Source organism: Pedobacter alpinus (assembly GCF_042684645.1).
GTDB classification, from domain to species: domain Bacteria; phylum Bacteroidota; class Bacteroidia; order Sphingobacteriales; family Sphingobacteriaceae; genus Pseudopedobacter; species Pseudopedobacter alpinus.
Window position 1 is genome coordinate 41,420 of the sequence record NZ_JBHULV010000029.1, and the last position, 15,656, is coordinate 57,075.

The 15,656-nt window shown below is 34.9% G+C and carries 10 protein-coding genes; 8 read left to right on the forward strand and 2 right to left on the reverse strand.

The window, feature by feature from the left end:
* Positions 1-869: 869 nt before the first annotated feature.
* Positions 870-2,531 (reverse strand): apolipoprotein N-acyltransferase, encoded by a 1,662-nt coding sequence (lnt, locus tag ACFSSE_RS10100; RefSeq protein ID WP_379041382.1) that lies wholly within the window; start codon positions 2,529-2,531, stop codon positions 870-872.
* Positions 2,531-3,241, reverse strand: a complete 711-nt coding sequence (gene rsmI / locus ACFSSE_RS10105; RefSeq protein WP_379041383.1) for a 16S rRNA (cytidine(1402)-2'-O)-methyltransferase — start codon at positions 3,239-3,241, stop codon at positions 2,531-2,533. The genes lnt and rsmI overlap by 1 nt, the downstream gene beginning before the upstream one ends.
* A gap of 359 nt (positions 3,242-3,600) precedes the next feature.
* On the opposite strand from rsmI, the gene serS reads away from it, so the two are divergent.
* The 8 genes from serS to ACFSSE_RS10145 all read left to right on the forward strand — a co-directional run bounded on the left by serS (position 3,601) and on the right by ACFSSE_RS10145 (position 15,647).
* Positions 3,601-4,872: a serine--tRNA ligase gene (gene serS, locus ACFSSE_RS10110; protein ID WP_379041384.1), complete on the forward strand. Its 1,272-nt coding sequence runs from the start codon at positions 3,601-3,603 to the stop codon at positions 4,870-4,872.
* Between the two features lie 486 nt (positions 4,873-5,358).
* Positions 5,359-6,732 (forward strand): sugar MFS transporter, encoded by a 1,374-nt coding sequence (locus ACFSSE_RS10115; protein WP_379041385.1) that lies wholly within the window; start codon positions 5,359-5,361, stop codon positions 6,730-6,732.
* Positions 6,733-6,918: 186 nt separating this feature from the next.
* The gene (locus tag ACFSSE_RS10120; RefSeq protein WP_379041386.1) at positions 6,919-10,137 is read left to right on the forward strand and encodes a SusC/RagA family TonB-linked outer membrane protein; all 3,219 of its coding nucleotides are present in this window, start codon (positions 6,919-6,921) and stop codon (positions 10,135-10,137) included.
* Positions 10,138-10,148: 11 nt separating this feature from the next.
* On the forward strand, positions 10,149-11,564 hold the full coding sequence (locus ACFSSE_RS10125; protein WP_379041387.1) for a RagB/SusD family nutrient uptake outer membrane protein: 1,416 nt from the start codon (positions 10,149-10,151) through the stop codon (positions 11,562-11,564).
* 399 nt (positions 11,565-11,963) lie between these two features.
* Positions 11,964-13,160: an N-acetylglucosamine-6-phosphate deacetylase gene (gene nagA, locus ACFSSE_RS10130; protein WP_379041388.1), complete on the forward strand. Its 1,197-nt coding sequence runs from the start codon at positions 11,964-11,966 to the stop codon at positions 13,158-13,160.
* Between the two features lie 12 nt (positions 13,161-13,172).
* Entirely contained in the window at positions 13,173-13,934 is a 762-nt protein-coding gene (locus ACFSSE_RS10135) for a 6-phosphogluconolactonase (RefSeq protein ID WP_379041389.1), read from the forward strand.
* Positions 13,935-13,994: 60 nt separating this feature from the next.
* Positions 13,995-14,813: a phytanoyl-CoA dioxygenase family protein gene (locus ACFSSE_RS10140; protein ID WP_379041390.1), complete on the forward strand. Its 819-nt coding sequence runs from the start codon at positions 13,995-13,997 to the stop codon at positions 14,811-14,813.
* Positions 14,814-15,647, forward strand: coding sequence for a sugar phosphate isomerase/epimerase (locus ACFSSE_RS10145; RefSeq protein ID WP_379041391.1), 834 nt, complete (start codon positions 14,814-14,816; stop codon positions 15,645-15,647).
* Positions 15,648-15,656: the final 9 nt, after the last annotated feature.

The following is a 15,656-nucleotide window of genomic DNA, read 5'->3' on the forward strand; positions in this document are numbered from 1 at the left end:
GCTATTTCTTTTCAGATGAAAAGAAACAAAAATCTCTTTTTTTGCCAAGGTGCTTTGGTCACAAGGCAACCACACATCAGAAAATCGAGTTCGCTGATTTTTACTCGTTTGTGCCTAAACAATGGTATTGCAAACACATTCGTAAAACCGCTACGCTATAGGCTCGGAGGTGCTTTCATGATGTTTGTGCTACCGATTTTCTGATTTCCTAGCACTTCCACCGCTCCTTGTATTGTGGAAATGCTAAGTGTGAATATCAAATTTGAAGAGCCATTAAATAAGGACGGCATCAGAAGATTTGGAAGGGAAACGACCAAAGGAAGTTCTTGAGTACCTTTAAAAACAAAATAACTACCGAAAAATCCCGATAAATCTTTTGCAGGTAGTTTCGAGAACAGAAGAACCAAGCAATGTGTAGAAGTGAAAAAGCAGAAACTTTGTTTCAGCAAACCCTTTGTAACGGCTCAGATTGCGCTCTTAAAGATTTATTGGAGCTAACCGAACAAATATTGTGAAGCAGTGATTCGTTGTTTAATTCTCATCAAGGAGAATTGCGAAGCACTCTTGAATGCCTATAAAAATAATATCACGAAATGAAAAAAGTGACAAAGCCTGTCTGGCGAAGATAATGACCATGTTGCTACGTTGGCTTGATGGGAAACACGTTACAGGTATCTTGGAAGTTCAATATTTAGAACATGCTAGTGAGATGTCTCCTGTCGTCGACATGACGCCGCGGAGAAAATAATTGCTCAAATTAACGGAATTGTGCTAGAGAATAAGGTTGAATTTTACGACAGTTAATGATTCTACTTTAAACAATAAAATTAATGCTCTTAGACAGGTGAACACGCACAATAAAGATTTTATTATCCTCCTGATTTCTTCTTATTTAAAAACTGAATAAATAACCCATAAACCAAACTCATAAACCCAATTAATAAAAAAGGATAAACTAGCCAATCTTGGTGTTTGGTGTAAAAAGTAAGTTCGGAGTTTAGGTTAATATCTTGCTTTAAAACTGCTGGTTGCCACCACTCGGTTTGTTGTACCACATCTCCACGTTGATTTATAAATGCAGAAATGCCTGTATTTGCAGAACGGGCAACCCAACGGCGGTTTTCTACGGCTCTTAAACGGGCATAATCTAAATGTTGGTCTTTGCCAGATGTATTGCCCCACCAGCCATCATTGGTAATAATTGCTATAAATTGTGCACCTTGGTTTACTGATTTCGCAACCCAATCGCCCCAAATAGATTCGTAACAAATAGCCGGAACAACACCAATTCCGCTTGCAGTGTATAAATTGCTAGGCTCTTCTTGACCGCCATAACCACCTGTTGAACCTCCAAATTTTTCGAAAAGTGGCGTTAAAATATTTAGAAATGCCGGGAAAGGCATTTTCTCAACTCCGGGGACTAGTTTAGATTTATGGTAAAATTGCAATTTTGGAGAGTTCTCTATCGCCACGGCTGTATTAAAACTGTCCCAGTAAATATTGTTTTGTTTATCTAATCTTGCAGATGGTGTTTTTTTGTTTTGGTAAACAGCATAAGTTTCGGCACCGGTAATTACGGTAGCATTTCTAAAACTATCTAAAAAATGACTGGTAGTTTTAAAGTTTTGGCTACTTAAAAAATTGGTTTCCTCGGTAAAACCAACCAAAGCAGTTTCTGGCCAAATAAAAAACTCGGTATTAACTTGTGCTTTTTCTTTGCTTAGTTTTAGTAAAACTTCTAATTGCTGCTCGGCTGTATAAGTGTAGTTTTTGCCATAAGGATCTATATTGGGTTGCACTACCACCACATTTGATGGGTTTATCTCCTCTTCGTAAGTGTTATAAATAACAACAGAACAAACAGTAGGTATGAAAATCCAAGCAAAAAGTGCAATGGATAAACCTTTAACTTTCCATTTTCTACTTTCCACGTTAAGTTTTCCACTTTCCACTTTCCACTTTCCATTATTCCACAAACTCCAAATTCTAAAAATCAAAATATTACTCACTAAAATCCATAAAGAACCGCCATAAACGCCGGTAAATTCATAACATTGTATCAGTTGTGGTGTAGTTGCAAAACCGTTTCCGAGGGTCATCCAAGGGAATTTTAAATCCCAACTTTGGTGCAAATACTCGTAACTCATCCATAAACCAATTAAGCTTATATCTGCTATAAAAGGTTTTGTTTTGTTGGTTATTTTACGGTAAATCCAAAAGCTTAAGGTCATTAAAAGTGCGCCTAAACCAAAAGGAATTAGGGATAATAAGCAGGCAGCTATGGTTGGCATTACAGCGTTTAAGGAGTTGAAAACCCAATAAATAGATGCAGTATTCCAAACTAAAAAAGTTAGGCCTGCTATTAAAAAAATAGGTTTTTTAACAATGCTGTCATCATTTTCTAATCGCTGTAAAGCAACCATTAAAGGTACAAAAGCAAAGCATAAAATAAGAGAGGTGTATGGTATTGGAGGCCACGCTAGCCACAATAAAACGGCAGAACTTAGCGCTAAGTAAATGTACTTTTTCATTATTTATAATAATCTTTATCTTTTTTTGGTGCTGGTTTTTCGTTTCCTGCTACTACGATAACAAATTCGCCTTTTAAGATGTTTTCTTCAAAATGGGTTTTAATTTCTGTTAATGTACCACGCACATTTTCTTCAAACATTTTGGTTAATTCTCTTGATATGGCAGCTTGTCTATCAGCACCAAAATATTCAATAAACTCTTCTAAGGTTTTCAATAATCGGTGTGGCGATTCGTAAAAAATCATGGTACGTTGCTCGTAAATGAGTTCTTTTAACCGAGTTTGTCGCCCTTTTTTTACAGGTATAAAACCTTCAAAAGTAAACCTATCATTAGGTAAGCCCGAGTTTACCAAAGCTGGTACAAAAGCAGTTGCACCTGGTAAACATTCAACGGGTAAATTGTGTTTTAGAACCTCACGTACCAATAAAAAACCAGGGTCTGATATGGCTGGTGTACCTGCATCAGATATTAAAGCAATGTTTTTACCTTCTTTTAAAAACTTAACAATTTCTGCAACAGCTTTATGTTCATTATGTTGGTGGTGGGCAAAAACTTTTTGATCTATCTCAAAATGTTTAAGCATAGGTGCGGATGTACGAGTATCTTCAGCTAAAATCAAGTCCACTTCTTTTAAAATGCGTAAAGCCCTTAAAGTAATATCTTCTAAATTGCCAATAGGCGTGGGTACTAGGTATAGTTTGCCAGTCATTTTTACGATTTATATAATAATCGAGTGCTTTTTTTCCAAAATCGCACAGTCCTTCCTGCCCTCATGCCGGGCAATGGCAGAAACTTTTTTTCCGAAAAAAGTATCAAAAATCGAGCGAAAGCGAACACATGAAAGCCAATAAAAATATCAAATAAATTGAATAAACTCTCGCCTGCGCCTGATGCTATGAATGGATTACTTTTACTTCTTCATCTCAACCGCACCGGACAAGGGCGAATTTAACGGTAATTTATGTTTCTACTTTAACTTAAATCATTAAACTCAGTTTTTAAAATTCTATCAGCAATCACATACCCAATTTTCCGTACGCAATACTATATTTGTAAAAAATTAAAAAGATGCTGCAAGTTAGTTATATCCGCGAAAATAAAGAGGAAGTTTTAGAGCGATTAAACGTAAAGAATTTTAAACAATTAGAATTAGTTGATGAAATTATCAGTTTAGATAATTTACGTAAGAGCACCCAAGCGCAATCAGATGATTTACTGGCAAAAGGAAATGCTGCCGCTAAACAAATTGGGGAGTTAATGCGTAATGGCAAAAAAGACGAAGCAGAGGCTATAAAATCACAAACCTCACAGGGTAAAGAAGATATTAAAAAGCTGCAAGAAGATTTAAGCGGTATTGAGCAAGATTTGTATCAAAAATTAGTTCAGTTGCCAAATTTACCTCATAGCAGTGTGCCAAAAGGTAAAACGCCAGAAGAAAATGAGGTGGTTTTATCTAATGGCGATTTACCAAATTTACCAGCCAAAGCTTTACCTCATTGGGAATTGGCTGCAAAATATAATTTGATTGATTTTGAATTAGGCGTTAAAATTACCGGCGCTGGTTTTCCGGTTTATAAAGGAAAAGGTGCTAAAATGCAAAGGGCTTTAATTAATTTCTTTTTAGCAGAAGCAGAAAAAGCAGGTTACGATGAAATGATGGTTCCTTTGTTGGTTAATGAAGCTTCGGGCTTTGGAACTGGACAGTTACCAGATAAAGAAGGGCAAATGTACCATGTAGGTATTGATAATTTGTATTTGATTCCGACAGCAGAAGTACCCGTAACTAATTTATACAGAGATGTTATTTTGAAAGAAGAGGAATTACCGGTTAAAAACTGTGGCTATACTCCTTGTTTTAGAAGAGAAGCAGGTTCTTACGGAGCGCATGTGCGTGGTTTAAACCGTTTGCACCAATTTGATAAGGTAGAGATTGTACAAATTGTACATCCAGAAAAATCTTATGAAGTTTTAGAACAAATGAGTTTACACGTACAAAGCTTATTGCAAAAACTAGGTTTACAATACCGCGTTTTGAGATTGTGTGGTGGCGATATGGGCTTTACTTCTGCATTAACTTACGATATGGAGGTTTACAGTGCAGCACAAGAGCGCTGGTTAGAAGTCTCTTCCGTTTCAAATTTCGAAACTTTCCAGAGTAACCGTTTAAAATTACGTTATAAAGGAAAAGAAGGTAAAACCATTTTGCCTCATACGTTAAACGGAAGTGCTTTGGCTTTGCCACGTATTTTAGCTTCTATTTTAGAGAATTACCAAACAGAGGATGGTATTAAAGTACCGGAGTGTTTAGTACCTTATACAGGTTTTGATTTTATAGGATAATAAATTATTTTTCACATTGGCAGCGTCTTTTTTTTTAAAAAGACGCTGTTTTTGTATTTGTGATTTGGGTATGTGAATGAAATTTGTGTAAGCAAGGTTCCTCTTTTTAATCACCCCGCTTTTTCAATTTCAAAATGCTTAGAAATAATAAAATGTTGATATGCTATTAGGCAATTTTAAATGCATATCACTAACTCAAAATTACCAAATAACTATTGCTTTATTCCAAACCGTAATTTAAACTGCCTAAATTTTAGTATTGATAAACTGTTAAAAAATTATTAACAAAAAAATTTGGTTTAAATAAAAAATTCATATATTCGTGTACGCTCACGTTTTTGCGTGAATAACCAATTTGAATTAGCAATAGCAAGATTTTTAAAAATAGATACTTAACCAGTATAAATTTTTTAAAAAAGTTACGTGTACGTGTACGTAAATATTATCTTAACTATTAAAACATATATATAATGCTTATTTAACGCAATGATACAAAATAAGAGTAAAGTAAATTCAGTTCAAGTAAATTCACTTACTTCAAAACAAACACTCATCTCGATGATTATTTTGGGAGGTTTGTTTTTTATTTTCGGTTTTATTACTTGGGTAAATGCTATTTTAATTCCTTATTTTAAAATTGCTTGCGAGCTTACCAATTTTCAATCTTATTTAGTTGCCTTCGCTTTTTATATTTCATACTTCGTGTTTTCACTTCCTTCCTCATATCTTTTAAAAAGGGTAGGTTTTAAAAAAGGGATTATGTACGGTTTATGGATAATGGCATTAGGTGTTTTTATATTTGTACCCGCTGCACTCACAAGAACTTACGAAATTTTTTTATTAGGGTTGTTTACTATTGGTTCTAGTTTAGCTGTTTTGCAATCGGCGGCTAATCCATACATTACCATTTTAGGGCCGGTAGAAAAAGCTGCTAAGCGAATCAGCTTTATGGGTATATGTAATAAAGGCGCTGGCATAATTGCACCTTTAATTTTCGCATCTGTAATTTTTAAGGTTACTGATAATGAAATGTTAAATCAGTTGCCTTTAATGGGCGATGTTGAGCGTAATGAGGTGCTGAATGAGCTGATTAGAAGGGTTATTTTGCCCTATTCCATATTAGGTGTAGTGCTTACTATACTTGGTTTTTTAATTCTATTTTCTCCTTTACCAGAGATAGATACCGAACAAGAGAGCGCAGAAATGTTGACTCAAAATGCAGATAAGAAGAATCTGTTTGATTTTCCTCATTTAATTTTAGGTGTTTTAGCTATCTTTTTTCATGTAGGTACTCAAGTTGTAGCCATTGATACTATAATAGGTTATGCAACTTCTATGAATATGAATATCATGGAAGCCAAGGTTTTTCCTTCTTATACCTTATTTGCAACTATAGTAGGTTATATGCTTGGTATTATGCTCATTCCAAAATTTATTTCGCAGGTAAATATTTTACGCACTTGCACTGTTTTAGGAACCATATTTACGCTCCTAGTAATATACACCAACGGAGATTATCTGATACTTGGCCATCAGATAGATATTTCAATTTGGTTTATTGTTTTGTTGGGGCTTGCCAACTCTTTGGTTTGGGCTGGCATTTGGCCATTGGCATTAAAAAACTTAGGCAGGTTTACAAAAGTTGGTTCATCAACTTTAATTATGGCTTTGTCTGGAAGCGCAATTTTTCCAGTTATATACGGCTATTTGGCTGATTTGTACGATGTAAGAAGTGCTTATTGGTTACTGGTGCCTTGTTACCTGTACCTTGCTTATTATGCTTTTTATGGTCATTTAGTAAAAAGGTGGATGCCAAGTTTTAAAAAAACCAGCTTATCTCAAGTTAAAATGCAAGAATAATTAATCAATAAATAATATAACACTAACCAGTATTAACTAAACGTAAGAAATGACAATGAATTCTAAAAAAACTTAAAATTACCAGAACGATAAAAGGAGCCAAGGGCATTTTTTATTCAATCTTCAAATGTTACCTCAGGAATGATCACATTTCTGCAAATCATTATAAATTTTAAACGCAAAAGAATGAAAAGAAAACTATTACAAAGAACATGTTCTTTTTTGAGCTTTTACAAAGTTATTAATACCAAGCATACACTGTTGTGTGCGTCTGCATTAATAATTTCTTCAAATGTAAATGCTGCATCAGAGAAGGTTGTAAGCACAACAAAATTTAATAATATTGAAGCTGCTACAAGTTTAAAAAGCGGTAGTAACAAAATCTCATCTGTAAAAGATGTTGTTATCAAAGGAAAAATTACTAGCGAGGGTGGCGGCGCATTACAAGGTGTAACTGTTACTGTTAAAGGGAGTAAAACCAGTGCTGGCACAAACACTAATGGTGATTATCAAATTACTGCTCCAGAAGGTGCAACTTTAGTTTTTACTTATGTAGGTTATGTTTCGCAAGAAATTAATATTACAGGTAAAACTACAGTTAACGTAACTATGGCCATGGATTTTGATAAATACAAAATTGATGAGGTAGTTGTTGTGGGTTACGGAACTCAAAAGAAAAGAGATGTAACTGGCGCAGTAGGTTCTGTTACCATGAAAGATGTAGAAAACTTACCAATAACCAGAGCTGACCAAATTTTACAAGGCCGAGTAAGTGGTGTACAAGTTACCCAAACAAACTCAGAACCTGGTGGAAACGTATCTATTCGTATTAGAGGAACAAACTCAATTACTGCGGGTAACGAGCCATTATTTGTTATCGATGGTTTTCCAGGTGCTGGCGATTTAAACTCTATCAATCCAAACGACATTGAATCTATTGATGTTTTAAAAGACGCATCTGCTACAGCAATTTATGGTAGTAGAGGTGCAAACGGAGTTGTAATTGTAACCACTAAAAAAGGAAAAGCTGGGCAAACAGCAATCAATTTTGAAACCTTTAGAGGTATTCAAACCGTTAGCAAAACTTACGATATGATGAACGCTACCGAATTTGGAAACTACCTTAACGATGTAGTGACATTAACCAATGCAGAAACTGGTAGCACAAGAGCGCCTGCATATACGGCAGCACAACTTGCAGCTTTGGGAGAAGGTACAGATTGGCAAGATGCACTGTTACGTACCGCACCTATAAGCAGTTACCAATTAAGTATGTCTGGCGGAAGTACAAGTGCACAACATAGTTTAAGTCTTAATTTTTTAACACAGGATGGTGTAGTGCTAAACTCTGGTTTCAAAAGAGGAACAGTAAGATACAGCTTGGATAAGAAAATAAGCGATAAAATTAAGACTGGTTTTAATACCCAAATTTCTAGAACAGATGAAGATAGAGCCTTGGTAAACACACCTGGAGGTAGTGCTGGTGGTGTTATTTTAGATGCGTTAAGATTCAATCCTGCTATACCCGTAAGAGATGCTGTTACAGGCCTATACACTATACAAAATGGGCCAGCACCCTATGCAGATAACAACATGGGTAACCCAGTAGCTTATGCTGAAACCGTTGATAATAAATTCGCAAACCTAAGAAGTTTGATGAACATATTTGGAGAATATGAATTTATGAAGGGCTTAAAGCTAAGGGTAAACGGAGGTGTAGATTTAAATTACGAAACCCGTGATTATTACTTACCGTCTGACTTGTTTTTTCCTACAGGGCCACAAGGTGGTACTGCAACCAGAACGGCGAGAAATAGATACAGCTGGATAAATGAAAACTTTTTAACTTACGATAAGTCGTTTAACAAAGACCACGTACTTAATTTGTTAGCGGGTTTATCTGTGCAGCAGTTTGATAACACTAATTTTAGTGCTACTAATGCCAATTTCTTTACAAATATTTTAGGCGCCGATAATATTGGATTAGGTTCTGCAGTTCAAGTTCCTTCGTCTTCAAGATCTAGAAGAAGTTTAGCATCGTACTTTGGAAGGGCTAATTACAGCCTTATGGAAAAATACCTATTTACCTTTACCATGAGGGCGGATGGTTCATCTGCTTTTGGTGACAATAATAAATGGGGATATTTTCCATCAGCAGCGGTTGCTTGGCGAGTAATTGATGAAGACTTTATGAAAAGTCTTACTTTCTTAAGTGATTTAAAACTACGTACCAGTTACGGAATTACAGGTAACCAAGAAATTGAGCCTTATTCTTCTTTAGGAAGATATTCTAACAATGGTTACACAACCGGTGCAACTAGGCTTATTGGTATTGCTCCTAATAATATTTCTAATCCAGATTTATCTTGGGAATCAACCGCATCATTAGATTTAGGTATAGATGCAGGATTTTTACAAAATCGCATCCTTTTCACTGTAGATTATTACCAGAAAAAAACCAGCGACTTATTATTGCAAGTTTCAATTCCAAGAAGTACAGGCTATTCTACCACATTAATTAATGCAGGTGGTGTAGAAAACAAAGGGATAGAATTGGGTTTAAGTACAGTAAATTTTGACAATAAAAATTTCCAGTGGAACACCAACGCCAACATATCTTTTAACAAAAACAAGGTAACCAACTTAAATGGCGAATACCAGCGTTTTGTAGGTGATTTAAGCACCAGTATTTTCCCAGGTGCAAACCCAGGAAGTAGCGTTTTAAGAGTAGGCGAGCCAATTGGTTCTTTTTACGGCTATACTTTTCAAGGTATTTGGCAAACACCTGCAGAAATTACTGCAAGCGGAATTACCAATGCGGTTAGACCCGGAGACCCACGTTACGCAGATTTAAATGATGATAAAGTAATTAATGCTGCCGATAGGAGTATTATTGGTAAGGCACAACCAGATTTTATTTACGGTTTAACCAATAACTTTAGTTACAAAGGTTTAAATCTAAACATTTTTTTACAAGGAGTGCAAGGGGTTGAAGTACTTAACTTAAACAGATACGAAATTGAATCTGGACTTATAAACACCAACAAATTACAAAGCGTTACTAACCGCTGGACAGGTCCAGGAACTAGCAATACCATCCCAAAAGCAAATAGTGTTTTAAGGAGATCAACAGGTGTAACAAGTGATGTGGTAGAAGACGGTAGTTTTTTAAGGATAAAAACAGTTTCATTAGCATACAAAATTCCGGTTTTAAAATCAATGGCTAAAACTGTTAAATCTTCAAGCATTTATGTTACAGCTCAAAACCTATACACATTTACCAATTATAGTGGGTTTGACCCAGAGGTTAACTCATTTGGTGGAAGCAATTTAAGCTTAAATACAGATTATAACGCTTACCCTAATGTAAGAACGTTTATGGTAGGTTTAAAAGTTGGATTTTAAAAATTAAACAGATGAAAAAATATATTTTAGCAATGGTCGGCCTTGTGTCTGTATCCATGATCTCTTGTGAGAAATTTTTAGAGGAAAAACCTTACGATTTTATTGGAGTTGCCAATTTTTACAAAACAGAAGGCGATGCAAATGCCGCCTTAAACGGAGCGTTTAGTAGTTTGCAACCTCAAACTTATTTTGGCAGAACTAGTTGGTTAGTAACAGAGCTTAGTGGTGATTTAATGAGAGTTAATGCCGCACTTGCAGATAGAGACAACTTGTACGGACAAACCTTTGACGCCAGTAACGGCGAAATTGGCAACTGGTGGAACAGCAATTATAACCTCATCAATAGGGCAAATGATGTGATCAAAAACGTTCCGAACGTACCTATGGATGTTGCCAGAAGAAACAATATTGTTGGCAATGCTACTTTTTTAAGAGCCATGGCTTATTTTGATTTGGTAAGAAGTTTTGGAAGTGTGCCATTAATTCTAAATCCAACCACAGATTTAAGCAACTTAAAACCAGCTAGAACTCCAATTCCAGCAATTTATGCTCAAATTATTGGAGATTTAAAATATGCTGAAGCCAATTGCTTTGCAGAAAATTTAATCCCAGCTAATGCAAAAGGAAGAGTTTCAACTGGTGCAGCATCTGCTTTATTAGCAAAAGTTTATTTAACAAAAGCATCAATTCCAGCTGCAAAAGAAGCAAGCGATTATACAAATTCTTTAGCTGCATCTAACAAGGTAATTAACTCTGGCTTATACGCTTTAGGTGCTTATGCCGACGTATTTGATGTTACTAAAGAAAACAACAGAGACCATATATTTTCAATCCAGTTTGATTTACCTCCAAATGTTGGAAATATTGTTGTACGTATGCACTTACCTGCTGGTTTAAACGGTACCGGATCTTTTGTTGTTGAGAAGTCTTTTGAAGATTCTTTTTTACCATTAGATATAAGAAAGGCTTTAACATTAAGAAAAGAAACGCCAACTTCTCAGTTTGCTTACTACTCTAAATTTGCCGATCCTCTAAGACAAACCAATAACGCAAGAAACAACGTGTTAATTACACGCTATGCCGATGTTTTATTATTACAATCTGAGGCTTTAAATGAAATAAACCCAGCTGATGCCAATAAACTTACAGGTATTAATGCAGTAAGATTTAGAGCAAATTTACCAAATTTATTATTAGCTAATGTAGCAACAAAAGATGCTTTTATTGACGCTTTAGTGCAAGAAAGAGCTTGGGAGTTTAGTGCCGAAGGCCATAGAAGGTTTGATTTGTTAAGATTAGGAAGATACAAAGCAAGACAATTAGCAGCCTTTAATAGAACAGTTGCTGATAAGTATTTGTTGTTCCCAATTCCATTAACAGAAACAGATTTAAATCCAAACTTATTACCCAACAACCCTGGGTTTTAAAATTTGAAATTATTGAGTAAGCCAATTCCACGGATTTGGCTTGCTCATAATTTTTATCTCCTAAGAAGTAAAGTTTAAGAATAATTGTGATTCAGAAATAATCTCAGTTTTTCTGAATATGCGTTATAAAAAAATAATATCAGTATTTACCTATTGATAAAGTAATGAGGCTAAAATAGAACAACAACATGTTTTTTATGATGTTGCCAAAAGAAGTAAAGTAAAAAATATTAAAAGCTATTGTTTTTGAGTACAAAAAATGAATGCTACAAAAGAGAATAAAGTTGTTGTGAATTTTGCTAAATATTTTGCAAACGAGTAAAAAAATAGAATTTTCTTAACACAGAAAACATAAAGCAGATAAAAATTATACAATTAAAAAATTGTAAACAGCTATACATGAAAAAGGTTAAAATTATTAACGGACATATTATTACTCCTTACCGTATTATTAAAAACGGAAGTCTATTAATCAAGGGTGATAAAATTGAATTAATAAGCGAAGTAGATATTGAAACTTTAGACTATCAAATCATAGATGCAAAGGGTAATTATATTTCTCCAGGTTTTATAGATATCCATATACATGGTGGTGGTGGGCATGATTTTATGGATGGCACAGAAGAGGCTTATCTTAAAATTGCTGAAATACATGCAACTTATGGTACTACAGCAATGGCTCCAACCACACTTACTTGTGCAAATGAAGAGTTACTTGAGGCAATTGATTTATATAAAAGTGCAAATTTAAAGAATACCAAAGGAGCTCAGTTTATAGGTTTACACCTTGAAGGACCATACTTTGCATTAAACCAAAGTGGTGCACAAGACCCAAAATATATAAGAAACCCTGATGTTGAAGAATATAAAGAAGTAATTGCCCAAGGCGAAAATATTATCAAACGCTGGAGTGTTGCCCCAGAATTGCCTGGCGCAGTTGAAATGGGTAAATACCTAAAATCTAAAAATATTGTTGCAGCAATTGCACATACAGATGCTATTTATGAAGAGGTTTTAGATGCTGTTGAAAACGGATATAGTTTAGCTACACATCTTTACTCGGCAATGTCTACAGTATCCCGAAGAGATACTTACCGTTTCGCAGGTTCAATTGAAGCGTCACTTCTAATTGATGCGATGGATGTAGAAATTATCGGAGACGGGATACATGTACCTCCACCACTTTTAAAATTGGTTTATAAAATTAAAGGACCAGATCGTATTGTTTTAATTACTGATGCCATGCGAGCTGCAGGTATGCCAGAAGGTGATAGTATTTTAGGAAATAAAGAAACGGGGTTAAAAGTAATTGTGGAGGGTGGAGTTGCTAAAATGCCTGATGGATCTTCTTTTGCAGGCAGTGTTGCCACAACTGATAGATTGGTAAGAACCATGGTGCAAATGGCAGATATTCCTTTAGTTGAAGCAGTAAGAATGATTTCTAAAACGCCAGCAAAAGTGATGGGAGTAGAAAAAAACAAAGGAACTTTAACAGCAGGAAAAGATGCAGATGTGTTAATTTTTGATGAAAACATCAACATTAAAATTACCATGGTTAACGGAAATATAGTTTATACATCACCAGATTTTGCCTAATAAAAAAATTAAATGATACAGTTTACAAAAGACAAATTAACAGTAAAGGTTTTTGAGAATAGAGCTTTAATGGGCGAAACTGTTGCAACAGCAGTTGCCAATAGTATTAATAAATTAATGGCTGAGCAACCTTTCGTAAATATAATTTTTGGAGCAGCGCCTTCTCAAAATGATTTTTTTGCAGCGCTGCTAAAAAAGGATGTTGATTTTACAAGGATAAATGCATTTCACATGGATGAATATTTGAATCTTGATGCAGATGCGCCACAAGGGTTTGGCAATTTTTTAAAAAAATACTTGTTTGGTTTAGCACCTTTCCGTACAGTAAATTATATTAATGGTAATGCAACAGACTATACAACAGAATGTTTAAGATATTCTAATTTACTAAAGGACTTGCCAACAGATATAGTTTGTTTAGGAATTGGCGAAAACACACATTTAGCTTTTAATGATCCGCATGTGGCTAATGTTGATGATCCTTTCTTTGTTAAACGTGTTGATTTAGACCAACAATGCCGTAAACAACAAGTAAACGATGGTTGCTTTAAAACAATTGACGAAGTGCCAACACATGCACTAACGCTTACTTTGCCTGCCTTATTAAAAGCTCCTATTGCTTTTTGTACAGTGCCAACAGAGAAAAAAGCTAAAGCGGTTTATCATACATTAAACGAAGAAATAAGTGATAATTTCCCCTCTACTTTATTGAGAAATCATCCAAATGCGGTATTGTTTTTAGACGACCAAAGTAGTACTCAAATCAGTTTTTAGATAATTTCAGCTATCTAAAATAACTAACCAGTAAATGTTTTCAACCTAAAATATTTAAAAATGAAATGTGAATTAACGAAAGAACAAATTCAGTTTTACCAAGAGAACGGATTTATTGTAATTGAAGATTTTTTATCGGCAGAAGAATTAGAGAAATGGCGTGAAGCCGTTACAGAGGCTATTGCAGAAAGAAAAGGATTGAAAATGCCAGGTAAAGATGCAATTGTTGGGGAAGATGACGGCATAAATAAAGATTCAGAATATTTTTCTAAAGTGTTTGATCAACTCCTTAACCTTTGGCAAACCAATGATAAGGTAAAAGAAATTATGCTTGATGATAGAATTGGTAAAATGGCAGCACAACTTTCTGGTGCTGATGGAATTAGAATTTGGCATGATCAAGCTTTGTTTAAAAAGCCATGGGCAAATCCAACTTCTTGGCATTTGGATACCCCATTTTGGTCTTTTTCTGATAGAAGAGCATTATCTATTTGGGTAGCATTAGACGATGCAACCTTAGAGAACGGATGTTTATATTTTATCCCAGCTTCATTTAAAGAAACTACCTACGAAAACAAAGGAATAGGTAAAAATATGGATGGTATTTTTGAAGCTTATCCTCAATTTGCACAAGTAGCATCGGTTTCTGCTAAAATGAAAGCTGGAAGTTGTTCTTTCCATAATGGTTTAACCATACATGGTGCTGGTGCAAACATGAGTTGTGGCAATAGAAGAGCCATGACATGCGCATATATGCCAGATGGAAACACTTTTAACGGCGAACCTAATATATTACCAGATGCTTATTTAAAAACATTAAAAGTTGGCGATTTATTAAATAGCGAGGAACAAAATCCATTAATTTATAAAGCAAAATAAATGAATTCGCCTATTAAATTTTTGTGTCCGCGTTGGGGTTCAGAAGCTGTTCCTTGGGATGTTTTTTTGAAGCAAGTTAAAGATGCAGGCTATTCTGGCATTGAATGGTTTCCCTTTGGAGAACCAAGAGATGATGAGCGAGTTTTAGAATTGTTAGCTTTTTATGATTTAGATTTTGCTATTGTAATGGCAGTAGTAGAACCTTATAGCAATTCAGAAACATATTTTAAAAAGCTTAAATCTGATTTGAATGAACTGATGCAAATCAGAAACGAAAATAAAAAACCTTTGTTTTTTAGTGCCCAAACAGGTAGAGAGTTTTTTAACGAGCAAGAAATTGAACAATGTTTAAGCATTTGCAATAAAATTGAGCAGCAATATCAAACACCCATTTATCAAGAAACACACAGAAATAAATGGTCTTATGCAGCCCACGCGGTTGAACCGATTTTGGCTAAAAACCCGGACTTAAAACTAACTTTTGATGTTTCACATTGGTTTTGTGTATCAGAAAGTTTATTAGAAGATCAACAAAACGCGGTGCAAAGTGCTATAAAACACGCAAAACATATTCACGCCAGAGTTGGCAGCACACAAGCATCGCAAGTTTGGGATCCGGCATTACCAGAGTATGAAGAAGTATTAAACGCTCATCTTAAAATTTGGGATAAATGGATAGCTCAAATGAGATTTAATCAAACTCCAATTACCATTACTCCCGAATTTGGACCAGCTCCATATTTGGTAAAAGGCAATAGAACAACATCTTTGGTAGATGAACAGTGGCGAATTAATTTATGGATGAAAGATTTTTTACAAAATAGGTACGCCTAAAAAAATAGA

What these genes read in the sequence shown, in the direction of transcription:
- ACFSSE_RS10120 (WP_379041386.1), top strand. Translation starts at nt 6,919, where the DNA reads ATGAAAAGAAAACTATTACAAAGAACATGTTCTTTTTTGAGCTTTTAC.
- rsmI (WP_379041383.1), bottom strand. Translation starts at nt 3,241, where the DNA reads ATGACTGGCAAACTATACCTAGTACCCACGCCTATTGGCAATTTAGAA.
- lnt (WP_379041382.1), bottom strand. Translation starts at nt 2,531, where the DNA reads ATGAAAAAGTACATTTACTTAGCGCTAAGTTCTGCCGTTTTATTGTGG.
- ACFSSE_RS10115 (WP_379041385.1), top strand. Translation starts at nt 5,359, where the DNA reads ATGATACAAAATAAGAGTAAAGTAAATTCAGTTCAAGTAAATTCACTT.
- ACFSSE_RS10125 (WP_379041387.1), top strand. Translation starts at nt 10,149, where the DNA reads ATGAAAAAATATATTTTAGCAATGGTCGGCCTTGTGTCTGTATCCATG.
- ACFSSE_RS10135 (WP_379041389.1), top strand. Translation starts at nt 13,173, where the DNA reads ATGATACAGTTTACAAAAGACAAATTAACAGTAAAGGTTTTTGAGAAT.
- ACFSSE_RS10145 (WP_379041391.1), top strand. Translation starts at nt 14,814, where the DNA reads ATGAATTCGCCTATTAAATTTTTGTGTCCGCGTTGGGGTTCAGAAGCT.
- ACFSSE_RS10140 (WP_379041390.1), top strand. Translation starts at nt 13,995, where the DNA reads ATGAAATGTGAATTAACGAAAGAACAAATTCAGTTTTACCAAGAGAAC.
- serS (WP_379041384.1), top strand. Translation starts at nt 3,601, where the DNA reads ATGCTGCAAGTTAGTTATATCCGCGAAAATAAAGAGGAAGTTTTAGAG.
- nagA (WP_379041388.1), top strand. Translation starts at nt 11,964, where the DNA reads ATGAAAAAGGTTAAAATTATTAACGGACATATTATTACTCCTTACCGT.